The sequence below is a fragment of the Streptomyces sp. NBC_00659 genome, from assembly GCF_036226925.1.
Classification (GTDB): domain Bacteria; phylum Actinomycetota; class Actinomycetes; order Streptomycetales; family Streptomycetaceae; genus Streptomyces.
The window spans coordinates 5,877,677-5,901,088 of sequence record NZ_CP109031.1; the positions used below are offsets into that span (position 1 = coordinate 5,877,677).

Consider the following 23,412-nt stretch of genomic DNA (forward strand, 5'->3'; position numbering starts at 1 on the left):
GCCCGCGGTCACGGAACCGGCGGCGGCACCCGGACAGGCCCGTCCCCGGAAGCGTCTCCTGCGCGAGCTTTTCGGGTTCGCCGCGGTCGGCGTCCTCGCCTACGCCGCCGACCTCGGCCTCTTCGTCTGGCTCCGCGGCCCGGCGGGTCTGGACCCCCTGACGGCCAAGTCGCTGTCCTTCGTCGCGGGCTGCTCGGTGGCGTACGCCGGGAACGCGCTCGGCACCTACCGGCACACGGCGGTCCGGGGCCCGCGCCCCTGCCTGATCTTCCTCGCGGTGAACATCGCGGGCGCGCTGGTGCAGTTGCTGTCCATCGCCGTCAGTCACTACGGGCTCGGGTTCACCTCACCGCGCGCGGACACCGTCTCGGGCGCGGGAGTCGGGATGGCGCTCGCCACTGTCCTGCGATTCTGGGGTACCCGGTCACTGGTTTTCCGAGGCGAGGGCAGAGTCGGATCATGGACTGGCTGAAAAAGATTCCCGGCGTGGGGCCTTGGGTCGTACGCCTGATGGCCACGCACGCGTGGCGGTCGTACGAGCGACTGGACCGCGTCAAGTGGACGCGGCTCGCCGCGGCGATGACCTTCATCAGCTTCGTGGCGCTGTTCCCGCTGCTGACGGTGGCCGCGGCGATCGGGGCCGCCACGCTGAGCACACAGCAGCAGAAGGACCTCCAGGACAAGCTCGCCGAGCAGGTGCCGGGCATCTCCGACCAGCTCGACATCAACGGCCTCGTCCAGAACGCCGGCACCATCGGGCTCGTCGCGGGCGCCCTGCTGCTGGTCACCGGCATCGGCTGGGTCGGCTCGATGCGGGAGTGCCTGCGCGCGGTCTGGGAGCTTCCCGACAGCGAGGAGAACCCCTTCCTGCGCAAGCTCAAGGACGGCGGAGTCCTCGTCGGCCTCGGCGGCGCCGTGCTCCTCACCATCGCGGTCTCCACCCTCGCGTCCACGGCGATGGGCTGGTCGGCGCGGCACCTGGGCGTCGACGAGAACGGCTGGGGGAGCACCCTCCTCCAAGGCAGCGCCTTCGCGGTGGCCGTGCTCGCCGACTTCCTCGTCCTGCTGTACGTCCTCACGCTGTTGCCCGGTGTCGAGCCGCCGCGCCGCCGGCTGATCGTCGCCGCGCTGATCGGCGCCGTCGGGTTCGAGCTGCTCAAGCTGCTGCTCAGCGGCTACATGCGAGGGGTAGCGTCCAAGAGCATGTACGGCGCCTTCGGGGTGCCGATCGCGCTGCTCCTGTGGATCAACTTCACCTCGAAACTGCTCCTGTACTCCTCCGCCTGGACGGCGACACCGAGCGAGGAGCGGGACCGGGAAGCGGCGGACGACGACGCACCGGCGGGCCCGGACGGGGTGGCCGGTAGTCCCGCGGGCCGGCCGGTCCCGGGGGAACCGGCCGGACCGCGGGACCGGAGGGACCCCGAGGCTCCGAAGAGCGCGGAGGAGGCCCCCGAGACCCGCGCGGTCAGCGGCGGCGGCGCATCAGGTCCGGCAGCGGCCAGCGGCGGTTGACCAGGAAGACGCCCGCCGCGAGCAGGGCGACGAAGCCGCCCGTCAGGCCGAGCGCGACGCCGATGCCGGTCGAACCGCCCTTCGCCGCGGTGGAGGCCGCCACCGGCTTCGTGGAGGCATGTGCGGAGCCCGTGCCCGGGCTCGCCCCGCCCGACGCGTTGGCGCCCGGCTGAGCGGTGGTGTCGACGCCCTTGGGCGCGACCAGCTCGCCCACCGGCTCGACCTTGCCCACGGACTGGAATCCCCAGTCGAGGAGCTGCGCGGCCTCCTTGTAGACCTCGTTGTGCTCCTTCTTCTCCGGGTTCATGACCGTGACGAGCAGCACCTTGCCGCCGCGCTCGGCGACGCCCGTGAAGGTGGCGCCCGCGTTGGTGGTGTTGCCGTTCTTCACCCCCGCGATGCCCTGGTACGGGGTGATGTCGCTGTCACCGGACAGCAGCCGGTTGGTGTTGCGGATCTCGGAGGACGCGCGGGCGGACGTGCCCTTCTTGTTCCCGGCCGTCGTGCCGGGGAAGGTGGCCCGCACCGTCGAGCAGTACTCCCGGAAATCCTTCTTCTGAAGCCCCGAACGGGCGAACAGCGTCAGGTCGTAGGCCGACGACACCTGGCCCCCGGCGTCGTAACCGTCCGGGCTCACCACGTTCGTGTCGAGGGCCTGGAGGTCGTCCGCGTGCGCCTGCATGTCCTTGACCGTCTCGCGGACGCCGCCGTTCATCGAGGACAGCACGTGCACGGCGTCGTTGCCGGACTTCAGGAAGACACCGAGCCACAGGTCGTGGACGGTGTACGTCTCGTTCTCCTTTATGCCCACCACGCTGGAGCCCGCTCCGATGCCCGCCAGGTCGGAGGGGGCCACCTTGTACGAGGTGGTCCGCGGGAACTTGGGCAGCACCGTGTCGGCGAACAGCATCTTCAGGGTGCTCGCCGGGGGCAGCCGCCAGTGCGCGTTGTGCGCGGCCAGGACGTCGCCGGACTCGGCGTCGGCGACGATCCAGGAACGCGCGGTGATGTCCGCGGGCAGGACGGGAGCGCCGCCGCCGAGGTTCACCTGGTTGCCGGGCCGGCCGAGCCGCTCGCCGCCCAGGCTCGACATGTTCGCCGGGGGTGTGGCCGAGGGCGTGGCCGAGGGGGACGCCGAGGGGGACGCCGAGGGGCTCGCCGTGGGGCTTGCGTCGGTGGTGACGGCGAACACGGGCGTAGTGAAGGAAAGGGTCAACAGCGTGGCGGAAGTGATCAAAAAGGATCGCTGAATGGTCTTTTTCGAGGCGGGCACGATCGAGAAAGTACAGGGGTTGTGGCGGGAATTCCCGTCACCGTTCAGGGGAGCCCCTTCGCCCTCTCCACCCCGGCGCCGGATCACGGTGGGCGACGGCGATACTGAACGCATGAAGCTCAGCCGCCCCGTGTCCTGGTTCCTGCTCGCCTTCGGGGTGTGGAGTTGGGTCATTTGGGTCACTTTCGCTAAGAATCTCTGGGAAGACGCCAGTGGGCTCGCGTTCGACGACGCGGGTGATCCGACGGCGTACTTCTGGGTGCACCTGACGCTCACCGTCGTGTCGTTTGTCCTTGGGACGGTCGTCGGGGTCATCGGGTTGCGCGGCGTACGCGCTTTGCGCCAGACGTCATAACGGGGGATACGACGTCATGGTCATCTTGTTCGTGTTGGTGGGTCTGATCGTGCTGGCCGTGCTCGGCGGGCTGCACTGGTACGCCTGGCGCCGGCTGGTGCGGGACACCACGAGCGGCCCCGGACCGGTCCGCCGGCTGGGCACGGCCCTCTTCGTCGCCGGGCCGCTGCTGATGGTCGGTGCCATCGTGAGCGAGCGGGCGGGCGCTCCCTTCCCGCTCCAGCAGACACTGTCCTGGCCCGGCTTCCTGTGGATGCCGCTGGGCCTCTACCTCGTACTGGCGCTGCTGGCCGGGGAGTTCGTACGGCCGGTCCTGCGACGGGCCCTGGAGCGCCGGGCCGCCCGACGCGCGGAGAGCGGCGGGGCCGCGTCCCCCGCCGCGGCCGAGCCCGTGGCGTCGACGGAGCCGGCCGAATCGGTGGCGTCGAAGACACGGACCGAATCGACGGGGCCCGCGGAACCGGCTGAATCGGTGGGATCCACGGAACCGGCCGGATCGACGGGGCCCGCGGAACCGGCGGCATCAGTAGGACCCGTGGAACCGGCTGGATCAGTAGGACCCGCGGAACCGGCTGATTCAGCGGGACCCGTGGAACCGGCTGGATCAGTAGGACCCGCGGAACCGGCTGATTCAGCGGGACCCGTGGAACCGGCGGGAGCCGTCCGGTCGCCGTCGCGGCGCCTGTTCGTCTCGCGGGTCGTGGGCGGCACGGCCGCGGCCGTCGCCGTGGGGACCGTGGGGTACGGGACCTACGGCGTGCTGCGCGGGCCCAGGGTGAAGCGGGTCACCGTACCGCTCGCCAAACTGCCCCGGTCCGCCCACGGATTCCGGATCGCCGTCGTGAGCGACATCCACCTCGGACCGGTGCTCGGACGCGGATTCGCCCAGCGGGTCGTCGACACGATCAACTCCACCCAGCCCGATCTGATCGCCGTCGTCGGTGACCTGGTCGACGGCAGCGTGAAGAACCTCGGCCCCGCCGCCGCACCCCTCGCCCGGCTGCGCGCCCGGCACGGCTCCTACTTCGTCACCGGGAACCACGAGTACTTCTCCGGAGCCGAGCAGTGGATCCGGGAGGTGCGGGAGCTGGGGATCCATCCCCTGGAGAACGCGCGGACCGAACTGGCCGGATTCGACCTCGCCGGCGTGAACGATCTCCAGGGCGAGAGCGAGGGGCAGGGACCCGACTTCGGCAAGGCGCTCGGAGACCGCGACACGACCCGAGCCTGTGTGCTGCTCGCACATCAGCCGGTGCAGATCCATGATGCGGTGCGCCACGGGGTCGACCTCCAGTTGTCCGGACACACCCACGGCGGACAGCTGTGGCCGGGCAACCTCATCGCGGCCGCCGCCAATCCGACGGTCGCCGGCCTGGAGCGCTACGGCGACACGCAGCTCTACGTCTCCCGGGGCGCGGGAGCCTGGGGGCCGCCGACCCGTGTCGGCGCGCCCTCCGACATCACGGTCGTCGAGCTGGCCTCGCGCGAAGCCTGAGAATCGGCTGTGAAGAGAGACGGAAAAGATCATTTTCGTCGGTCCTGGGCACTCTTCCCGATTCGCTTCCACGGCCCAAACTCCTGTGATTAGGTGATCCGCGCCACTAAGGGAGTGGCGTGCGGGGCGCCTGGGGAGGGCACCGATGCGATCGGTTCGCTTATGGATACCGGCGGCGCTGCTCGTTGTGGCGGGCGCCGGTGTGGCCGGCTGGCAGCTCATGCCGGCGAAGGGGAACGACAACCGCACCATCACGGTGGGCACCACGGACGCCGTCACCTCACTCGACCCGGCCGGCGCCTACGACGCCGGGTCCTGGGCCCTGTTCAGCAATGTCTTCCAGTCGCTGCTCACCTTCGAGCCCGGCGGCGCCAAGCCGGTCCCGGACGCCGCCAAGAGCTGCGCGTTCACCGACACGAGGCTGCGCACCTATCGCTGCACCCTCCGTGACGACCTCACGTTCCCGAGCGGGCGCACGATGACCGCGGCGGACGTGAAGTTCTCCTTCGACCGCGTCAAGCGCATCAACGAGGAGGTCGGGCCCGCCTCTCTCCTCTCCAACCTGGCCGGCGTGGACGCGAGCGGCCGGACCGTCACCTTCCATCTGTCCTCGCCCGACGCGACCTTCCCGTTCAAGCTGGCCACCGGCGCCGGTTCGATCGTCGACAGCACCCGCTATCCCCGGCGCAGCCTGCGCACCGGCACCGGTGCCGACGGAACGGGGCCCTACGTCCTGAAGGCGTACACGCAGGGCGCGAAGGCCGTCCTCGCCCCCAACCCCGCCTACAAGGGGGGCGTCGACGACCTCGGCAAGCCCGTCGTGCTGCGCTACTACGCCAACTCGGGGGCGCTCCAGGTGGCCTGGAAGGCGAAGGAGCTCGACGTCGTGGCCCGTCAGCTCCCGCCCGCCGTGCTCGCCGCGCTCTCGCCGAGCGACCCCGCGCAACGCGTCATGGAGGCCGACAGCGCCGAGACCCGCAACCTCGTCCTCGACGTGCGCGAAGGGTCGCCGCTGCACGACCGGCGGGTCCGCCAGGCCCTCGCCTCGCTGGTCGACCGCGAGACGCTGGTCGACCGGACGTACCGGGGGACCACCGACCCGCTGTACGGGCTGATCCCCGCGGGGATCACGGGGCACGCGACCTCGTTCTTCGACAGCTATCCGAAGCCCGATCCCAAGAAGGCGCGGGCCCTGCTGACCGAGGCCGGGGTCTCGTTGCCCGTGCGCTTCACCTACGGGTTCGCCGAGGGGCGGGGTGCCGCGGGCGAGGAGGCGGCCGAGCTCAAGCGGCAGCTGGAGGCGGACGGGCTCTTCAAGGTGACGACCGAGGGGTTCGAGTGGACCGAGTTCCAGAAGAAGTACGCGGAGGGCGGGTTCGACGCCTGGGCGGTCGGCTGGGTCGCCGACTATCCCGACGCGGACACCTTCGGCGCGCCGCTGGTCGGTACCGGCAACAGCATGAAGAACGGCTACACCGACAAGGACGTCGACCGTCTGATCAAGGAGACCCAGCAGGACGCCGACCGAAGCCGTACGGCGGACGCGTTCCGGCGGCTCCAGGCGCAGGTCGCCCAGGACGTCCCGCTGATCCCGCTGTGGCAGCGCAGGGACTACGTCATCAGCACCGAGGACGTCAGCGGCGGCGAGTACCTGTCCGACGGGACCGGCGTCTTCCGCCTGTGGCAGCTGAGCTGGCTGTGACGAGCGGCCCCGGTGTCCGGGGCCCTCGGCTCCACGTGCGCGGGCGGCGGTCGACGGCCCCGGCCGTGACCGCCGCCCCGCCGCGCGGAGTCGGTCCTGTCACGGGTGCGGAGTGGATCCGTACGCCGTCAGGAAGCGGTCGCGGAACGAGCTCATCTTCCACACCGGGGCGTCGTGCTCGGGCCGGAGGCCGTCCGTCCAGCCCCAGTCGGCGATCCTGTCGAGCACCTTCGGGTCCTTCGCGACGATCGAGACGGGCACGTCGCGGCTGGCATGGTCGCCGCTGACCCGGGCGATCGGCTGATGGTCCCCGAGGAAGATCAGCACGGTGTTCTTGTTGCCGTGCTCCGCCAGCCAGTCGATCAGGCTCGTCACCGAGTACGAGATCGACTTGCCGTACTCCACCTTCGACTTCTGCGAGCTGGTGATGATGTCGCCGGGCTTCTTGCCGGCCTTCTGGATGGCGTCGTAGACCGAGCCGTCGCCGACCTGGTCCTGGGGGACCGTCTTGGGGATGGGCGCCCAGGGCTGGTGGCTGGAGGTCAGGATGATCGTCGACATCAGCGGCTTGTCGTGCTTCTTGCTGTGCACCAGGCGCTCGTACGCGGTCAGGGCGTACTGGTCGGGCATGGTCGACCAGCTGAACTTCGGCCCCTTGTAGCCGAGGTGGTGGGCGTCGTAGAGCTTGTCGATGCCGTAGAACTTCTGCTCGGGCCAGCCCTTCTGGATGCCCGGCATGACGCCCACGGTGTCGTAGTCGCCGGTCTTCTTGAAGGCGCTGATCAGGCTGAGGTGGTCGCCGGCGGTCACGGTGCGGTAGCGCTGCTGGTTGTTGATCCACAGACCCGACAGGAACGTCGAGTGGCCGAGCCAGCTGCTGCCGCCGTACGTCGCCGAGGTGAGCCAGCCGCTCTTCGCCGCGAAACCGGCCTGGGTCAGCTTCTTGTTCTCCGCGGTCAGTGTCGCGTCGACGTCCGGTGCGATGACCGGGTCCTCGATGGCGCTGCGGCCGTAGCTCTCGATGAACGTGACGATCATGTCCTTGCCGCGCAGATCGGTGAGCATCTCGTCGGGCGGCGTGTTCGCGAAGTTGTCCTTCTTGGCGATCCTGGCGAACTCGGCTTCGTCCCGCAGGGTGTTCCGCACCCGCGCCGCCCGGTCCTGGACGACCAGCGCCGCGTGCTCGGAGGCGATGGGCACCCCGGTGTACTGCACGCCGAGCGCCGCGCAGGTGACCCAGGCCATGGCCAGGACCAGGGTCGTGCGGGTCGCCGTCTCGGTGTTCCTGGCCACCAGGTTGCCCAGCCGGACGACCGACAGCGTCATGAGCACCAGGACGGCGATCACGAGGGCCACGGCCAGCGCCGCGATGCCGAGCGCGCCGCCGTGACCGAACGTGTCCTGGAGGTAGGCCTGCGCGTCGCCGAACAGCGACCAGTCGAGGACGACGTTGAAGCCGCGTCCGAGGTATTCGTTGAAGCCGATGTCGAGGATGTTCAGGACGGTCAGCACGCCCAGGGCCAGACCGGCGGCCACCGACAGCGCGATCCGCGGCCGGCGGGGCAGGACGATCAGCAGCGCGGCACCGAAGATCGCCTCCACCGGGAGCCGCAGGAATTCCGCCGGACGGAAACTGCCCGCCTGGCTCGGCATGAGCAGCGCGAACAGGACGAGCGCGGCGGCGACGAGGGTGGTCGTCCAGGCGAGGGCGCGGGCGGTGACGGGATGCCGGTCCCGCCAGCCGCGCCACCGGCCGCGCACGGGCGGCTCGTCTCCCGGAGGCTCCTCCCCGCCACTGCCCCCGTCCCCGTTGTCGACGGCGACGTCGGGCACTTCCTCGGGCACTTCCTCGGGCGAGACCGAGGATGACGGCGAGGCCGCGTCCGAGGCTTCGTCCGAGGCGGCGTCCGCGTCCCCGCCGATCTCACCGGGTGCTTCGGTCCCGGTCTCGGTCGCGGCCCGGACTTCGTTCCCGGCCGCGGCTGCGGACGTTTCGCTGTCGGTGCCCGCGGAGTCCGCCCCTTCGCCGGGGACGGCCTCCGCCGGCTTCTCCTGCGGGTCCTCGGAGCCGATCGAGGTGGCCCCCTCGGTCACGGCTGCCTCGGGGGCCGCCCCTGCCGCTGCCTCTCCCTCACCCGAGGCGGCGGCGTCCTCAACCGTGTCTGTGTCCGTGTCCGCGAGCGGCTCCGGTGTCGGCTCCGGTGTCGGCTCTTCGCGCGGAGGCGCCGCGTCCGTGTTCGGCAGCTGTCGAGAGCTCGTGTTGAACGACAACCCGGCGGTCCTTCCGTGCGATGCGCGGTGGTGGCTCGGCGGGTCGATCGAAGCGACCGACGCGCCCTCGTCGTGGTGTACGGGGCCGCGGCGGCCCGTGTTCAACCGCCTCGGTCAGCTTCTGCCCAAGTCTGTTTCCGCAGGTCACGCCGGTGCGCGAGGGGGTTCCCGGCCGGCACGGCAGGCTCTGGGGCGACACCGGCCCCGCCTGGCCACCCCCACCCCGCCCGCGCCGCCGGTCCCACCGCGTCGGCGTCGTACCCGCATCCCCGCCGCCGGCCCCGCCGGCCCCGCCGTGGAGGCGCCCGCTTCCTCAGCGCACCGGCAGTGTCACCGTCACCGCGAGACCCTCGCCGGGAGCCGTCCGTACTGTGACGCTCCCCCCGTGCGCCCTCACGACGCCCTCCACGATCGCCATGCCGAGCCCGCTGCCCGCACCGCGGCCGGCCCGGAAGAAGCGGTCGAAGACGCGCGCCGCGTCCTCCTCCGCGAGCCCGGGCCCCTTGTCCGCGACACACAGCCGCAGCACGCCGTCCGAGCGCTCCAGGCCGAGCCGCACGGGTACGTCGCCGGGCGTGTGGGTGCGTACGTTGCCCACGAGATTGCCCAGCACCTGCCGCAGCCCCGACTCGTCGGCCCGCACGAGGAGCGTGCCGTCGGCGTCCACGGTCACCGGTCGGCCGGGCTGCTGGGCGCGCAGATCCGCGGCCGCGTCCCGCACGAGCCGGCTCAGGTCGACGTTCTTGAAGCGCAGTTCGGGCCGCTGGTCGAGGCGGGCCAGGGTGAGCAGCTCGTCGACCAGCCGGCCCATGCGGTCGGCCTCCGCGTTCATCCGGTCCCAGGCCCGTCTGCGCTCGGCGGGATCGGTCAGCATCCCCTTCTCGTAGAGCTGGAGGTAGCCGCGGATCGCCGCCAGCGGGGTGCGCAGCTCGTGCGAGGCGTCCCCGACGAACCGGCGGAGCTGGGCGGCGCTGTCCTCGCGTGTCCGGTAGGCCGACTCGACCTGGTGCAGCATGGAGTTGAGCGCGAGCCGGAGCTGTTCGACCTCCTGGGTCGGATGATGGCTGGAGGGGACGCGCCGGGTCAGATCGCCCTCGGCGATGGCGGACGAGGTCTCCACCATGGCCTCCAGCGGCAGCATCCGGCGGCGCACGCTGAACATCGTCAGACACGCGAGGAGCGCCAGCAGCAGGGTTCCCACGGTCAGATCGAGCTTGAGCGCCTTGGCGATGCCCTTGTGCAGTCCGTCGGTCGAGCTGGCGAACAGGACATAGGTCCCGTCGGCGAGCCGCCCCGCGGTCGCCCGGTAGTCGGCGCCGTGCACGGTGATGTCACGCGGGTCGGCGGAGCGGGCGAGGCCGCCGGGGTCGCCCACGGCTGCGGCGAACGCGCGCTGGGTGTCGGTGGGTTCGTAGCCGGCCACCTCGACGGCACGGCCGCTCCGGTCGACGGCCGCGAAGATCGATTCCGGCTTCGACGACTCGTCCGCGGCGGGTCCGATCCGCTCGTGCACGAACGCGAGGGCGCTCAGCGAGTCGATCTGGCGCATGGTGAGCTGCGAGACGCCCAGTGAGTCCCGGGTCTTGAGCAGCTGGGCGTCCACCTGGTCGAGCAGATAGTGCCGCATGCCCATCAGGCTCACGGCGGTCGCCACCACGATGCCCAGCGCCAGCAGCCCCACGTTCGCGATCGTCAGCTGGCCGCGCAGCGAATGGATGCCGTGCCGGTGGCGGTGGGGGCGGCAGCCGGGCCGGGCGGGCAGGTTCACGCGAGCCCGTATCCGACGCCCCGGCGGGTCTGGATCACCGGCGGGCCCAGCGGTTCGAGCTTGCGCCGCAGGTAACTGATGTACGTCTCGACGACCGTCGATTCGGCCGGGTGCTCGTACTGCCATACATGGCGCAGGAGTTGCTCCTTGGGCACGATCCGGCCGCCGTTGCGGACGAGGAAGCGCAGCAGCGCGTACTCGGTGGGGGTGAGCTCGACCGTGGTGCCCGCGCGGTGGACGCGGTACGTCGTCTCGTCCAGCTCCAGGTCGCCGTAGCGCAGGGGCGGGCGCTGCGGCAGGACGTCGTCGGAGCGGGTGCGGCGCAGGACGGCGGTGATGCGGGCGACGACCTCGTCGATGTTGAACGGCTTGGTGATGTAGTCGTCGCCGAAGCCGAGCGCGCCGACGATCTCGGCGGGCGCGTCCCGCGCGGTGAGGAAGACGACGGCCAGGTCCGGCTGCCGCAGGCGCAGTTCACGGCCGAGCGCCCGGCCGTCGCCGTCCGGGAGCATCACGTCGAGCAGGGCCGCGTCGGGGCGGGTGCGCTCGGCGAGGGCGAGCGCCTCGCGGACGGTTCCCGCCGCCATCACCTCGAAGCGGTGGTAGCGCAGCGCGATGGTGAGGACGTCCGCGATGCTCGGCTCGTCCTCGACGACGAGGACGGTGGCTCCGTCGTGAGCGGTCATGTCCCCAGTATCGGCAGGGTCGTTGGCGGCGGGGGCCGTTCGCGCCTTGGAGTTGCTTGAGAGTCATGGGCGGGTCGTGTCCACCCGCGCGGGTGACCGCGAATCCTGGTGCCAGGACCTGGGGGACCGACCGACTAAGGAGCGTTGAAGTGGCGGCATTGGCACGGTGGTGCTATCGGCACCGGCTGGTGGTCCTGTTGCTGTGGGTGGGTGCGCTGTTCGGTCTCGGCTTCGCGGCGACCACCGCGGGCACGGACTACGCGAACGTGTTCTCCCTTCCGAACACGGACTCCAAGCGTGCGTACGACCAGATGGAGAAGGCCTTCCCGGACAGCGCGGGGGACACCGACACGGTGGTGTGGAAGGTCGCGGACGGCACGGTCCGGGATGCCTCGGTGCGTTCGCGGATCCAGCCCGTGCTGGACGAGATCGCCGGCATGAAGGGTGTGGGCCAGGTCGCGGGTCCCTACCAGGGTGAGCGGGGCGCCGCGCAGATCAGCCGGGACGGCACGATCGCGTACGCCCAGATCACCTTCGCCGAACAGGCGAACGCCGTACCCAAGGAGCTGGTGCAGGACGTCGTCGACATCGCGCAGGACGCCGAACGGGCCGGACTCCAGGTGGAGTTGGGCGGACAGGCGATCCAGCGGGTCCAGGAGCCGCCCACCGGGCTCGCCGAGATGGTCGGCATCCTGGCCGCGGCCCTCGTGCTCTTCCTCGCCTTCGGTTCCCTCTTCGCCATGCTGCTGCCGATCGGCATCGCGGTCTTCGGGGTCGGTACGGGGCTGTTCTCCACGCAGTTGCTCAGCCACACCACGGACATCCCGGACCTGGCCCCGCTGCTGGCCACCCTGATCGGCCTGGGCGTCGGCATCGACTACGCGCTGTTCATCGTCACCCGGCACCGGCGCGGGCTCCTGCGGGGCCTGGAGTCCGAGGAGTCGGCGGTCGTCGCCCTCAACACCTCGGGCCGGGCGGTGCTGTTCGCGGGCGGCACGGTGTGCATCGCGCTCGCGGGCATGCTGGTGACGAACCTCCGCTTCCTGGACGGCGTGGTCATCGGCACCTCCCTGACCGTCGTGTTCAGCGTGCTCGCCGCCACCACGCTGCTGCCTGCCCTCCTCGGCATCCTCGGCACCCGGGTGCTCAGCCGCCGCCAGCGGCGCAAACTGGCGGAGCGGGGCCCGGAGCCGGAGCGGGCCAGCGGGGCCGCGGCCCGCTGGTCGATGAGCGTGCAGCGCCGCCCCCGTACGATCGCGGTCCTCGCGCTGGCCGTGATGGCGGTCCTCGCCCTCCCCGTCCTGTCGCTGCACCTCGGCGCCACCGACCAGGGCAACGACGACAGCACGACGACGACCAGGCAGGCCTACGACCTGCTCGCCGAGGGCTTCGGACCCGGCTTCAACGGCCCCTTGCAGGTGGTCGTGACCGGCGGTGACACCGACGCCCTGGCGAAGAGCATCGGCGGCACGCCCGGGGTGGCCGCGGTCGCCGCGCTGCCGCCCGCCAACGGCGTGACGGTGATCCAGGTGGTGCCGACGACCTCACCGCAGTCGGTGAAGACCGACGACCTCATCGACACCCTGCGGGACCGGGTGATCCCGGACGCCGGGGCGAGCGCCCACGTCGGCGGCGTGACCGCCGTGTCGAAGGACTTCGCCACGATCACCGGCGACCGGCTGCCCTGGTTCGTCGCCACGATCATCGGCCTCGGCTTCCTGCTCCTGCTGATCGCCTTCCGCTCCCTGGTGGTCCCGCTGACGGCCGCCCTGATGAACCTGATCGCGGCCGCCGCGTCCTTCGGCGTCCTGGTCGCGGTCTTCCAGTGGGGCTGGGGCCTGGAACTGCTGGGCCTCGGCAAGGAGGGCCCGATCAACGCCTTCCTGCCCGTCATCATGCTCTCGCTCCTCTTCGGCCTCTCCATGGACTACCAGGTGTTCCTGGTGAGCCGCATGCACGAGGAGTGGGTGCACACCAAGGACAACGCGCGCGCGGTGCGGGTCGGGCTGGCGGAGACCGGCCGGGTCATCAACTCGGCCGCCCTGATCATGGTGTGCGTCTTCCTCGCCTTCGTCCTGAGCGGTGACGCGGGAGCGGCGATGGCGGGCGTCGGCCTCGCGGCCGCGGTCGCCCTGGACGCCTTCATCCTCCGTACGGCCCTGGTCCCCGCCGCGATGCACCTGCTCGGCAACTCCAACTGGTGGCTGCCCGCGGCCCTGGACAAGCGGCTGCCGCATCTGGCGGTGGAGCCCGCCGAGGAGCCGTCCGGTGACGCGGCTCCGGTCCGGGGCGGGGCCTCGGCCGTGCACGGGTTCGTCCGTGACGCGGAGGGCGAGGCGGTCGACGGGGCAATCCTCACGCTGCTGTCCAAGGGAGGCCGCCAGCTGGACCGGGTGACCTCGCTGGCCGACGGTTCCTACATCGTCTCGGTCCCGGCCCCGGGGACGTATCTGCTGTCGGCGACGGCCCGTTCGTACGGGACGCGGGCACACCACGTCGTCGTCACGGACGAGCCGCTGGTGCACGACGTGGAGCTGGTCCAGGGAGAGGTGGACGCCGACGCGGTCAACTGAGGCCGCCGGACGCCGGATCTTCCCCGGCGCGGGGGGCGTCCGCCTCGGCGGGCGCCCCTCAGCCCGTTTCCCCCGCCGGGCCGGCCGGGCCTCGGTCCGTCTTCCTCGCCGGGTCGGGCAGCGCCTTCGTCATCCCCGGCAGGAAGTCCGTGAACAGCTCGTGCACCTCGTGGACGAGGGGCCGCAGCAGACGGAAGCGGGCCAGGGAGACGCCGCGCGCCGTCAGACGCGCGCCGCGCTCGGCGAGCCGGTAGCTGCGCTCGCGGCTCTCGGTGCGGTCGAAGACCCAGTACAGGACGAGCCCCATCTGGGAGAGCCACATCAGCTCGGGCAGCACCTCGCGCAGTTCCTCCGGCACCTTGGTCTTCGCCCCAGCCAGCACTTCCTTGTGGACGCTGATGGCCTCCGCGCGCGCGTGCTCCGACTCGGGGGAGAAGGGGCTGAGGGGACTGTCCGGGTCGGCGGCGTTCTTGAAGAACTGCACGGCGAACTCGTGGTACGGCGTGGCGATGTCCAGCCACACCTTCAGGACACCGCCCAGCCGGGCCTCCAGGTCCGTCTCACGGTCCAGTACCTCCCGGACCGCCTCCCGGTGTTCGGCGGCGATCCGGTCGTAGAAGCCCTGGATCAGGTGTTCCTTGCCGGCGAAGTAGTAGTACGCGTTGCCGACGGAGACCCCGGCCTCCTGGGCGATGGCGCGCATCGTCGTCTTGTCGTACCCCCGTTCCTGGAAGAGCCGCATCGCGGTCTCCAGGATCAGGGCCCGGGTCTGTTCGCTCTTCGCCGGGCTCTTCGCCTCCTTGCCCGGGGACTTGGCGGGTTCGGAGGCCGCGGTGGGCTCGTCGGGCTCGGAGGACCCGATGGGGCCGGGGCTGTCTGTCGGTGCTGGCACGGGACGAGCCTAACGAGTGGGAACGGCCGGACATTCGCCGCTGTCGCAGGCGGGCGGCTCGAAGGTCCATCCGGCGGTCGGGTCGTAGCTCCATCCGTCGCCCCACCGGTACGCGCCGCCGCCCCATCGCCGCTGGGACGTCCGGGACGCCTGCGCCTCGCGCCACTTGGCGGCGGCGAGGGTCGCGCCCCTGGCCAGCCTCGCCCCCGTGGGAGTGCTCAGCCGATGGGCCAGCGCCCGGTACTCGCGCAGCGCCCACAGGGTGACGATCCAGGCGGCGGTTCCCTGGTAGACCTGCCCGGCGTCCCCCACGACGGTGATCTCGTCCAGGGTGGCGCGGTGGTCGAGCCCTGGACAGCTCCGGGCGGCCTCCTCCGAACCGGCCGGCACGAACCGCAGCGGTACGAGCTGCGCCTGCCCGGCGAGCCACTTCTTCAGGAAGGCGCACAGCGGGCAGTGCGCGTCGTAGAGGACGGTGAGCCCGAGGACCGGGACGCGTGCCGCGTCCCGGTCCCGGGTGGCCGGTGCGCCGGTCACCGGTCTCACGCCCCGGCCGCGGGGGCGGCCCAGTCCGTCGGCCGCACCGGCGGAGTCTGCTCGCGCTCCATGACACCCCGCCGCCGGATCTTGTTGAGGGCGTAGACGTTGCCCAGGTGCATGACGCCGAGCACCAGCAGGACGACACCCAGCTTGGTCGACAGGGCCTCGAAGATCTCGCGGGCGTTGGAGATCTCGTCGCTCTGGTGCAGATAGAGCGCGACGAAGCCCAGGTTGACGAGGTAGAAGCCCACCACCAGCAGGTGGTTGACGGCGTCGGCGAGCTTCTCGTTGCCGTGCAGGACGTCCGACAGGAAGATCCGTCCGTTGTGGCTCAGCGTGCGCGCCACCCAGACCGTCAGCGCGATGCTGACCAGCAGATAGATGACGTAAGCGACGACTGTGAGGTCCATGTCCCCACCCCTTCTTGAACGCGTTCAAAACGCTGTCTGGGATGAATGTAGACCTCTTTTTGAACATGTTCAAGTCGTATCGGGAGTGGGCGTCGGAGGGCTCGGGCCGCACTGCCTCCGCACGGCGGCCGGGGGTGGGACGCGAAGGGTCGCCCCGGCTGTCGCCCCCGCTATCGCCGGGCTCCGCGGGCGAGTTCGGGCCGCTTGGTGTAGTCCGTCAGCCCGATGACATTGCCCCAGGGGTCCGCGAACTCGACCGTCCAGCCGGTGGCGCCGGAGAAGGGCCCGTCGAGGGTCGCGATGCCCGCCGCGGCCAGCGAGCGGGCCGCGGCGCGGGCGTCCGGCACCTCCAGCCACAGCCGCGGCGACGCCCACGGCGGCGGCCGGTGGCTCAGCTCCTCGTCCAGCCGCAGCAGCACCCCGGGCGTCTCCTTGCCCACCTTCAGTACCGCGATCCCGGCCTCGTCCAGCCGGAACGCCGGCGGAAGCCCGGCGCGCTCGTAGAAACCCACGGCCTCGCCGAGATCCCCGACGGGCAGCAGCACGTTGTCGAGCCCGAGCAGCTCGGACATTCCCTGTGACACGTCATCTGACATGCCATCAGGTTAGGAGCGGGCGACGGGGGGAGGGGGAAGGGCTGACCGCGGACCGAACATGTGATCACCCGTTGAGGTCAAGCGCCCTGTATTTCCCCTGGGTACGCTGAATCGACAGGCGAGACTCCGGCCCATGGGAGCACTGATGAGCGCCGCATCCGAGAACGGGCTCGACGACGAGCCGGCGTACCGCTGGCCGATCCCGCCCCTCGAGGGCTGGACCGCGGACGACCTCGACCGGATTCCGGGCCTCCCGCCGCACACGGAGTTGATCGACGGGAGTCTCGTCTTCATGAGTCCGCAGACCGCTTTTCACGGACGCTGTATGCGTCTGCTGGAGAACACTCTCCTGGAGCAGGCGCCGGACCATCTCGACGTCGTACGAGAGATGACGATCAGACTCGACGCCAAGAACCGGCCCGAGCCGGATGTCATGGTGTTTCCGGTGGACGCGAACACGGGGCCGGACCAGACCTGGTACGAGCCCGAGGACATCCTCCTGGCCGTCGAAGTGGTCTCGCCCGACTCTCGCGAACGCGACCGGGAGGTCAAACTCCGCAAGTACGCCGAGGCCGGGGTCCCGCACTTCTGGCGTGTGGAACAGGACGAGGACAAGGGCCTGCCCGTCGTCTACGTCTACGAGCTGGACCCGGCCACCAAGTCGTACGCCCTCACCGGAATCTTCCACGACCGGCTCAAGGTCACCGTCCCCTTCGAGATCGAGATCGATCTGACGGCCGTCGACAGGCGGAGGGGCGGATCGGAGCCGGTGGCGGACTGAGCTGACGGCGGACGACAGATCGGGGCCGGTGACCGATTGTCAGTGGGGGCTCGTACTGTCGTCCGCATGGGAATGGTGATGTTCGTCGACGAGACGACCAGTGGGAGCCGGGGCGCCGGCTGGGGGCTCGCGATCGACGAGGAGCGGCTCGCGGTGCGCGAGTTGATCCGGCGGCGGGTCTTCCAGGAGGTCGCCGAGTACAACGCTGACATGCCGGAGGTGTTCCAGGGGCTCGTGCAGCCCGAGAACACCGAGCGCGTGCTGAACGGCTACGCGATGCGCACGCCCCGCCTGATCGACCCGGAGGCACAGACCGAGCTGGCGCTCCGGGCCTTCGCCGGGAACGGCTTCCTGGTGCTCGTGGGGGAGCGTCAGGTGACCGACCTCGACGAGGAGATCGAGCTGGTCCTGGGCACCGAGGTCACCTTCCTCAAGCTCGTCGCACTGGTGGGGGGATGACGATGAGCGGCACCGGGCGATGGGGGCAGCGGATCCGTGAGCGGGTGGCCGAGGGCGACATGGGAGAGCTCGCCACCGAGCTCCTCAAGATCGCCGCGGCCAACAGGAACTACTGGGGCGGGGGTTGGGACGAGGTTCTCGACGCGCTGCGGCCGCTGCCCGCCGAGCAGCGGACCAGGCTGGCCGGCGCGCTGGTGGAGCGCTATCACTCGGTCGGCAGGAAATCCGTCGCGCAGATCAACGTGCTGACCCTGGTCGGCGTCGTCTCCCGCGGTCTTCCCGGGGACCCGCTCGCCGCCGAACGGCTGCAGCTGTTGGACGGACTCGGCCGGACGTACGACTACGGGTACGGGGTGCGCATGGACGTACTGGCGGAGGCCGAGCTGGCGGCCGGCCGCCGGCTGGCCCCCGCTGTCGTCGCGGCGTTCCGCCGCGCGGGCGTGGACGCCTACCGCCCCGAGTACGTCGTGGAGTTGATGAAGAAGGTCACGGAACCCGTCCTCAACGTCGGTGAGGAATGGGCCGAACAGGCCATGCGGGACGGCTCCGCCCCCGACTGGCAGGCACTGCTCGCGCACTTGACGGGCGCGACCGCCTCCAAGCCCTCCGCCAGGTGGGACAAGCGGGCCCGACTCCTTGCCGAACCCCTGGGCGTCGACAGTGTCCGCGCCGCCGCGGTGTCCTGGCTCGCCCTCGTCGGCCGCCCCCGGACGTTCCCGCTGGACGGCCAGGTCTACGGCTCGGACATGAACGACGTCTACGACCCCTACAACGCCAACGCCCTGCGCGGCCTCGCCTGGCTGGTCTCCCTCCTGCCGCCCCACCCCGACACCGCACGGGTCCTCGGCGCGCTCGTCGAGACTTCCCTGAAGAAGGTCGCCGGACTCGGCCCGCGCAATCCGAAGGTCGCCAACGCCGCCGTGTTCGCGCTGTCCCGCCTCGGCGGCGAGTCCGCCCTCGCCGAACTGGCCAGGCTCGCCACCCGGGTGACGTACAAGATCACGGCGAGGCTCCTCGACGGAGCGCTCCAGGCTCGGGCCACCGCTCTCGGGCTCACCCGGGAGGAGATCGAGGAACTGGCCGTCCCGGCGTACGGGCTCACCGACGTCGGGCGGGCGCGTCACGAGTTCGGCGACAACACCGCGCTCCTCGAAGTCCAGGGCTCACGCGCCGCGCTGAGCTGGCGCAACGCGAGCGGCAAGGCCGTCAAGAGCGTGCCCGCCGCCGTACGGCGCGACCACGCCGAGGAGCTCAAGGAGCTCAAGGCGGCCCTCAAGGACATCGACAAGATGCTCTCGGCGCAGACCGAACGCCTGGACCGGCAGTTCCTGGGCCGGCGTACCTGGGCGTACGACACCTGGCGCAAGCGCTACCTCGACCACCCCCTCGTCGGCACCCTCGCTCGCCGCCTCCTGTGGACGGTCGACGGCACACCGGTCGGCTTCGCGAACGGCGAGCTGTCCACCCTGGCCGATGCCCCGGTGACGTCGGGCCAGGAGGTCACCCTCTGGCATCCGGTCGGCCGTGAGCCCGCCGAGGTCGTCGCCTGGCGGGACTGGCTGGAGCGGCACGAGATCACCCAGCCCTTCAAGCAGGCCCACCGCGAGATCTACCTCCTCACCGACGCCGAGCGCGCGACGGGCACGTACTCGAACCGTTTCGCCGCGCACTTCGTGCGCCAGCACCAGTTCAACTCCTTGGCCGCCATCAGGGGCTGGCGCAACAAGCTCCGCCTCTGCGTCGACGACGAGGCGCCCCCGGCCACCCGGGAGCTGCCCCAGTGGGGGCTGCGCGCCGAGTACTGGATCACCGGTGACGGCGAGTACGGCGAGGACACCACCGAGTCAGGCAGCTATCTGCGGCTGCGCACCGACCAGGTGCGCTTCTACCCGATCGGCGCCCCGCAGAACTCGGCGCACTGCTACGGCGGCGAGTACCGCATGTGGCTGCGCGACGGCCGGGACCCGGTCGAACCCCTGCCGCTCACCGAGATCCCCCCGCTCGTCCTGTCCGAAGTCCTCCGCGACGTCGACCTGTTCGTCGGAGTCTCCAGCGTCGGCAACGACCCGGCCTGGCAGGACGGCGGCCCCGGCGGCCGCTTCCAGGAGTACTGGACGTCGTACGGCTTCGGCGATCTGAACGAGACCGCGCAGACCCGCCGCGCCCTGCTCGACCGGCTGATCCCCCGGCTGGCGATAGCCGACCGCTGCACCCTGGAGGGCCGCTTCCTGCACGTGAAGGGCGAGCGGCACACGTACAAGATCCATCTGGGCTCGGGCAACATCCTGATGAGCCCGAACGACCAGTACCTGTGCATCGTCGCGAAGTCCGTCGCGGGAGGACCCCGGGCCGGCTATCTGCCCTTCGAGGGCGACGGGATGCTCGCGGTGATCCTCAGCAAGGCGATGCTGCTGGCGGACGACCTGCGGATCACGGACCCGACGATCCTGAGCCAGTTGTGATCAGGAAGCCGGTTCGGGGAGTCGGCAACGGCCGATGTGTGCCGAACGACCCGGAAAACCCGGACCGAAAGGCCCAAGGACTGGGGACCACCTCCTGTGCTAAAACGCCGGTGCGGTGCATAACGTCGTTGCTGTGCCGATGACAATTCCCGCAACCATTGCCGAATCCACCGATCTAGCCGTCAAGAAGTCCCGGCTTGTCCGCTCGCCGGCCCGTTATCTGGTCTCCGCGATGCTCGCCGGCATCTACATCGGCGTCGGCGAGATCCTGATGCTCAGCGTTGCGGGGCCACTGGAGGCAAGCCATTCGGGCGTCGTCAGGCTGGTGGAGGGCGCGGTGTTCCCCGTCGCCCTGCTGCTGGTGCTGTTCGCCGGTGCCGATCTGTTCACGAGCCAGTGCATGACCATGACGTTCGGCGTGCTCAGCCGCCGGACCAAGTGGGCGGACCTGGCACGGGTCTGGGTGATGTCGCTGGTCGGCAACCTGGTGGGCGCCGTGGTCTTCGCCCTGTTCATAGGCATGGCCGGGACCCTCAAGTCCGGCCCCTCCTCCAGCCTGCTGGGCTCTCTGCTGGCCGCGAAGGAATCCGCGTCGGGCGGAGAGCTGTTCGCACGCGCCGTGCTCTGCAACATGCTGGTGTGCCTGGCCGTGTGGATGTTCACCCGGGCCTCGGGCGACGGCGCGAAGGCCACCATGGTGTGGTGGCCGGTGTTCGCCTTCGTCGCCAGCGGATTCGAGCACAGCATCGCCAACATGTCGCTGTTCTCGCTCGGCATCGTCAACGGTCAGGCGGAGGTCGGTGACCTCGCCCGCAACCTCGCGTTCACCGTTCCGGGCAACATCGTGGGCGGAGCGGTGCTGGTCGCCGCCGCGTACTGGTTCGCGAACGACGGCGGCCGTACGGCCGTCGTCAAAGCCCCCACCGAATCATCCGTCCCGGCCCAGGACGCCACCCCCCGCACCCTCACCAGGGTCTGACCCCCGGTCTCTGAACGGTGCCGCGCGGCTGACGTCGGCAGACACACCGAGGGCCCCGTTCCTGCAGGAACGGGGCCCTCGGTGTCGTAGCGGAACAGACCTCAGAAGCGGCGCGTGATCAGTGCGCGCTTCACTTCCTGGATCGCCTTGGTGACCTCGATACCGCGCGGGCAGGCGTCCGTGCAGTTGAACGTCGTGCGGCAGCGCCACACACCGTCCTTGTCGTTGAGGATCTCCAGGCGCTGCTCCCCGGCCTCGTCACGCGAGTCGAAGATGAAGCGGTGGGCGTTCACGATGGCGGCCGGACCGAAGTACTGGCCGTCGTTCCAGAACACCGGGCAGGACGACGTGCACGCCGCGCACAGGATGCACTTGGTCGTGTCGTCGAACCGCTCGCGGTCCTCGGCCGACTGCAGACGCTCGCGCGTCGGCTCGTTGGTCTCCTTCGTGATGAGGAAGGGCATCACGTCGCGGTACGCCTGGAAGAACGGGTCCATGTCGACCACGAGGTCCTTCAGCACCGTCAGGCCCTTGATGGCCTCGACCGTGATCGGCTTCTCGGGGTTGAGGTCCTTGATCAGCGTCTTGCAGGCCAGACGGTTCTTGCCGTTGATCCGCATGGCGTCCGAGCCGCAGATGCCGTGGGCGCAGGAGCGGCGGAAGGTGAGCGTGCCGTCCTGGTCCCACTTGATCTTGTGCAGCGCGTCGAGGACACGCTCCTTGGGGTCGATCTGGAGCTGGAAGTCTTCCCAGACCGACTCCGCCGAGACCTCCGGGTTGAACCGGCGGATGCGGAACGTGGCGGTGATGTAGGGGGAGTCGGCGAAACCGGGCTCGGGTGTGCCGGCCGCGTCCGCCTTGTCCAGAGTGGGAGTAGCCATCAGTACTTACGCTCCATCGGCTGGTAGCGGGTCTGGACGACCGGCTTGTAGTCGAGACGGATGGACTCGGTGCCGTCGTCGCCGACCTCGCGGTACGCCATGGTGTGGCGCATGAAGTTGACGTCGTCGCGGTTCGGGTAGTCCTCGCGGTAGTGACCGCCGCGGGACTCCTTGCGGGCGAGCGCGGAGACGGCCATGACCTCGGCCAGGTCGAGCAGGTTGCCCAGCTCGATGGCCTCGAGGAGGTCCGTGTTGAACCGCTTGCCCTTGTCCTGGACCGAGACGTTGAGGTAACGCTCGCGCAGCTCCGCGATCTTGTCGACCGCCGTCTTGATCGTCTGCTCGGTGCGGAACACCATCACGTTGGCGTCCATGCACTCCTGGAGCTCACGGCGGATGTCGGCGACCCGCTCGGTGCCCGTGGAGTTGCGCAGGCGCTCGACCTGGGACACGACCTGGGAGGCCGGGTCCTCGGGCAGCTCGAGGTAGTCGGCCTTCGCCGAGTACTCCGCGGCCGCGATGCCGGACCGGCGCCCGAAGACGTTGATGTCCAGCAGCGAGTTCGTGCCGAGACGGTTGGCGCCGTGCACGGAGACACAGGCGACCTCACCGGCGGCGTACAGGCCCGGAACGACGGTGGTGTTGTCCGAGAGGACCTCACCCTGGACGTTCGTCGGGATGCCGCCCATGGCGTAGTGCGCGGTGGGCTGGATCGGGATCGGGTCCGTGTAGGGCTCGATGCCGAGGTAGGTGCGCGCGAACTCCGTGATGTCGGGCAGCTTGGCGTCCAGCTGCTCCGGCGGGAGGTGCGTGAGGTCCAGGTAGACGTGGTCGCCCTCGGGACCGCAGCCGCGGCCCTCGCGGATCTCCGTGTAGATGGAGCGCGAGACGACGTCACGGGACGCGAGGTCCTTCATGACCGGCGCGTACTTCTCCATGAAGCGCTCGCCGTCCTTGTTGCGGAGGATGCCGCCCTCACCGCGGGCGCCCTCCGTCAGCAGGATGCCCATGCGCCAGATGCCGGTCGGGTGGAACTGGAAGAACTCCATGTCCTCCAGCGGCAGCCCGCGACGGTAGACGGCCGCCTGGCCGTCACCCGTCAGGGTGTGCGCGTTGGAGGTCACCTTGAAGAACTTGCCGGTGCCGCCGGACGCGTAGATCACGGCCTTCGCCTGGAAGATGTGGATCTCGCCGGTCGCGAGTTCGTAGGCGACGACGCCCGCCGAGTGCTTGACGCCGTCGACCTCGACGATCAGCTGGTCGAGGACGTAGAACTCGTTGAAGAACTCCACGCCCTCCTTCACGCAGTTCTGGTACAGCGTCTGGAGGATCATGTGACCGGTGCGGTCCGCGGCGTAGCAGGACCGGCGGACCGGGGCCTCGCCGTGGTTGCGGGAGTGACCGCCGAAGCGGCGCTGGTCGATCGTCCCGTCGGGCGTCCGGTTGAACGGGAGGCCCATCTTCTCCAGGTCGAGGACCGCGTCGATGGCCTCCTTCGCCAGGATCTCGGCGGCGTCCTGGTCGACCAGGTAGTCACCGCCCTTGACCGTGTCGAAGGTGTGCCACTCCCAGTTGTCCTCCTCCACGTTGGCGAGCGCGGCGGCCATGCCGCCCTGCGCCGCGCCCGTGTGGGAGCGGGTGGGGTAGAGCTTCGTCAGCACGGCGGTGCGGCTGCGCTTCGTCGACTCGATGGCGGCGCGCATGCCGGCGCCGCCGGCGCCGACGATGACGGTGTCGTACTTGTGGATCTTCATGAGTGGTTGCCTCAGCCCCG

At 70.3% G+C, this 23,412-nt stretch carries 20 protein-coding genes; 10 read left to right on the top strand and 10 right to left on the bottom strand.

Translation table 11 applies throughout. The annotated features are described in order from the left end of the window. Positions 1 to 58: 58 nt before the first annotated feature. Positions 59 to 472 (top strand): GtrA family protein, encoded by a 414-nt coding sequence (locus tag OG410_RS25735; protein ID WP_329304241.1) that lies wholly within the window; start codon positions 59 to 61, stop codon positions 470 to 472. Further along, positions 460 to 1,515: a YihY/virulence factor BrkB family protein gene (locus OG410_RS25740; protein ID WP_329301322.1), complete on the top strand. Its 1,056-nt coding sequence runs from the start codon at positions 460 to 462 to the stop codon at positions 1,513 to 1,515. The genes OG410_RS25735 and OG410_RS25740 overlap by 13 nt, the downstream gene beginning before the upstream one ends. Here OG410_RS25740 and OG410_RS25745 read toward each other — a convergent pair. After that, positions 1,469 to 2,788 (bottom strand): D-alanyl-D-alanine carboxypeptidase family protein, encoded by a 1,320-nt coding sequence (locus tag OG410_RS25745; protein WP_329301323.1) that lies wholly within the window; start codon positions 2,786 to 2,788, stop codon positions 1,469 to 1,471. The two genes, OG410_RS25740 and OG410_RS25745, sit on opposite strands and share 47 nt — an antisense overlap. Positions 2,789 to 2,900: 112 nt before the next feature. On the opposite strand from OG410_RS25745, the gene OG410_RS25750 reads away from it, so the two are divergent. The 3 genes from OG410_RS25750 to OG410_RS25760 all read left to right on the top strand — a co-directional run bounded on the left by OG410_RS25750 (position 2,901) and on the right by OG410_RS25760 (position 6,340). Beyond that, a complete protein-coding gene (locus OG410_RS25750; RefSeq protein WP_328449026.1) occupies positions 2,901 to 3,143 on the top strand; it encodes an SCO4848 family membrane protein in 243 nt (80 codons plus the stop codon). A 16-nt stretch (positions 3,144 to 3,159) separates the two neighbouring features. Continuing rightward, on the top strand, positions 3,160 to 4,638 hold the full coding sequence (locus tag OG410_RS25755) for a metallophosphoesterase (RefSeq protein ID WP_329301324.1): 1,479 nt from the start codon (positions 3,160 to 3,162) through the stop codon (positions 4,636 to 4,638). Positions 4,639 to 4,783: 145 nt separating this feature from the next. Next, positions 4,784 to 6,340, top strand: a complete 1,557-nt coding sequence (locus OG410_RS25760) for an ABC transporter substrate-binding protein (RefSeq protein WP_329301325.1) — start codon at positions 4,784 to 4,786, stop codon at positions 6,338 to 6,340. A gap of 99 nt (positions 6,341 to 6,439) precedes the next feature. On the opposite strand, the gene OG410_RS25765 is transcribed toward OG410_RS25760, so the two are convergent. From OG410_RS25765 to OG410_RS25775, 3 genes are all read right to left on the bottom strand, one after another. Then, positions 6,440 to 8,101, bottom strand: coding sequence for a sulfatase-like hydrolase/transferase (locus OG410_RS25765; RefSeq protein ID WP_443063907.1), 1,662 nt, complete (start codon positions 8,099 to 8,101; stop codon positions 6,440 to 6,442). A gap of 823 nt (positions 8,102 to 8,924) precedes the next feature. After that, positions 8,925 to 10,379 (bottom strand): sensor histidine kinase, encoded by a 1,455-nt coding sequence (locus OG410_RS25770; RefSeq protein ID WP_329301327.1) that lies wholly within the window; start codon positions 10,377 to 10,379, stop codon positions 8,925 to 8,927. After that, positions 10,376 to 11,065, bottom strand: a complete 690-nt coding sequence (locus OG410_RS25775; RefSeq protein ID WP_328671040.1) for a response regulator transcription factor — start codon at positions 11,063 to 11,065, stop codon at positions 10,376 to 10,378. The genes OG410_RS25770 and OG410_RS25775 overlap by 4 nt, the downstream gene beginning before the upstream one ends. 158 nt (positions 11,066 to 11,223) lie before the next feature. Here OG410_RS25775 and OG410_RS25780 point away from each other — a divergent pair, with 158 nt between their 5' ends. Next, positions 11,224 to 13,638: an MMPL family transporter gene (locus OG410_RS25780; protein WP_329304242.1), complete on the top strand. Its 2,415-nt coding sequence runs from the start codon at positions 11,224 to 11,226 to the stop codon at positions 13,636 to 13,638. Positions 13,639 to 13,696: 58 nt separating this feature from the next. Here the strand turns inward: OG410_RS25780 and OG410_RS25785 are convergent, their stop codons facing one another. From OG410_RS25785 to OG410_RS25800, 4 genes are all read right to left on the bottom strand, one after another. Then, positions 13,697 to 14,380, bottom strand: a complete 684-nt coding sequence (locus OG410_RS25785; protein ID WP_443063908.1) for a TetR/AcrR family transcriptional regulator — start codon at positions 14,378 to 14,380, stop codon at positions 13,697 to 13,699. A gap of 159 nt (positions 14,381 to 14,539) precedes the next feature. Further along, entirely contained in the window at positions 14,540 to 15,067 is a 528-nt protein-coding gene (locus tag OG410_RS25790; protein ID WP_329301328.1) for a thiol-disulfide oxidoreductase DCC family protein, read from the bottom strand. 5 nt (positions 15,068 to 15,072) lie between these two features. Next, entirely contained in the window at positions 15,073 to 15,480 is a 408-nt protein-coding gene (locus OG410_RS25795) for a hypothetical protein (RefSeq protein WP_326785916.1), read from the bottom strand. Positions 15,481 to 15,650: 170 nt separating this feature from the next. After that, positions 15,651 to 16,076 carry a VOC family protein gene (locus OG410_RS25800; protein ID WP_329301329.1) on the bottom strand — a complete coding sequence of 142 codons (426 nt, stop codon included), beginning with the start codon at positions 16,074 to 16,076 and terminating at the stop codon, positions 15,651 to 15,653. A 145-nt stretch (positions 16,077 to 16,221) separates the two neighbouring features. Here OG410_RS25800 and OG410_RS25805 point away from each other — a divergent pair, with 145 nt between their 5' ends. From OG410_RS25805 to OG410_RS25820, 4 genes are all read left to right on the top strand, one after another. Beyond that, positions 16,222 to 16,857: a Uma2 family endonuclease gene (locus OG410_RS25805; protein WP_329301330.1), complete on the top strand. Its 636-nt coding sequence runs from the start codon at positions 16,222 to 16,224 to the stop codon at positions 16,855 to 16,857. A 66-nt stretch (positions 16,858 to 16,923) separates the two neighbouring features. After that, the gene (locus OG410_RS25810) at positions 16,924 to 17,316 is read left to right on the top strand and encodes a hypothetical protein (RefSeq protein ID WP_329301331.1); all 393 of its coding nucleotides are present in this window, start codon (positions 16,924 to 16,926) and stop codon (positions 17,314 to 17,316) included. Beyond that, on the top strand, positions 17,313 to 19,778 hold the full coding sequence (locus OG410_RS25815; protein ID WP_329301332.1) for a DUF4132 domain-containing protein: 2,466 nt from the start codon (positions 17,313 to 17,315) through the stop codon (positions 19,776 to 19,778). Before OG410_RS25810 ends, OG410_RS25815 begins: the two co-directional genes overlap by 4 nt. A gap of 139 nt (positions 19,779 to 19,917) precedes the next feature. Beyond that, positions 19,918 to 20,757, top strand: a complete 840-nt coding sequence (locus OG410_RS25820) for a formate/nitrite transporter family protein (RefSeq protein WP_329301333.1) — start codon at positions 19,918 to 19,920, stop codon at positions 20,755 to 20,757. A gap of 101 nt (positions 20,758 to 20,858) precedes the next feature. Here the strand turns inward: OG410_RS25820 and OG410_RS25825 are convergent, their stop codons facing one another. Then, a complete protein-coding gene (locus tag OG410_RS25825; protein WP_329301334.1) occupies positions 20,859 to 21,638 on the bottom strand; it encodes a succinate dehydrogenase iron-sulfur subunit in 780 nt (259 codons plus the stop codon). After that, entirely contained in the window at positions 21,638 to 23,392 is a 1,755-nt protein-coding gene (gene sdhA / locus OG410_RS25830; RefSeq protein ID WP_329301335.1) for a succinate dehydrogenase flavoprotein subunit, read from the bottom strand. The genes OG410_RS25825 and sdhA overlap by 1 nt, the downstream gene beginning before the upstream one ends. Positions 23,393 to 23,412: the final 20 nt, after the last annotated feature.

Coding starts and splice junctions, on each gene's coding strand:
- OG410_RS25820 (WP_329301333.1), top strand. CDS start 19,918: ATGACAATTCCCGCAACCATTGCCGAATCCACCGATCTAGCCGTCAAG.
- OG410_RS25795 (WP_326785916.1), bottom strand. CDS start 15,480: ATGGACCTCACAGTCGTCGCTTACGTCATCTATCTGCTGGTCAGCATC.
- sdhA (WP_329301335.1), bottom strand. CDS start 23,392: ATGAAGATCCACAAGTACGACACCGTCATCGTCGGCGCCGGCGGCGCC.
- OG410_RS25825 (WP_329301334.1), bottom strand. CDS start 21,638: ATGGCTACTCCCACTCTGGACAAGGCGGACGCGGCCGGCACACCCGAG.
- OG410_RS25810 (WP_329301331.1), top strand. CDS start 16,924: ATGGGAATGGTGATGTTCGTCGACGAGACGACCAGTGGGAGCCGGGGC.
- OG410_RS25740 (WP_329301322.1), top strand. CDS start 460: ATGGACTGGCTGAAAAAGATTCCCGGCGTGGGGCCTTGGGTCGTACGC.
- OG410_RS25785 (WP_443063908.1), bottom strand. CDS start 14,380: ATGCGGCTCTTCCAGGAACGGGGGTACGACAAGACGACGATGCGCGCC.
- OG410_RS25800 (WP_329301329.1), bottom strand. CDS start 16,076: ATGTCAGATGACGTGTCACAGGGAATGTCCGAGCTGCTCGGGCTCGAC.
- OG410_RS25750 (WP_328449026.1), top strand. CDS start 2,901: ATGAAGCTCAGCCGCCCCGTGTCCTGGTTCCTGCTCGCCTTCGGGGTG.
- OG410_RS25815 (WP_329301332.1), top strand. CDS start 17,313: ATGACGATGAGCGGCACCGGGCGATGGGGGCAGCGGATCCGTGAGCGG.
- OG410_RS25755 (WP_329301324.1), top strand. CDS start 3,160: ATGGTCATCTTGTTCGTGTTGGTGGGTCTGATCGTGCTGGCCGTGCTC.
- OG410_RS25805 (WP_329301330.1), top strand. CDS start 16,222: ATGAGCGCCGCATCCGAGAACGGGCTCGACGACGAGCCGGCGTACCGC.
- OG410_RS25760 (WP_329301325.1), top strand. CDS start 4,784: ATGCGATCGGTTCGCTTATGGATACCGGCGGCGCTGCTCGTTGTGGCG.
- OG410_RS25775 (WP_328671040.1), bottom strand. CDS start 11,065: ATGACCGCTCACGACGGAGCCACCGTCCTCGTCGTCGAGGACGAGCCG.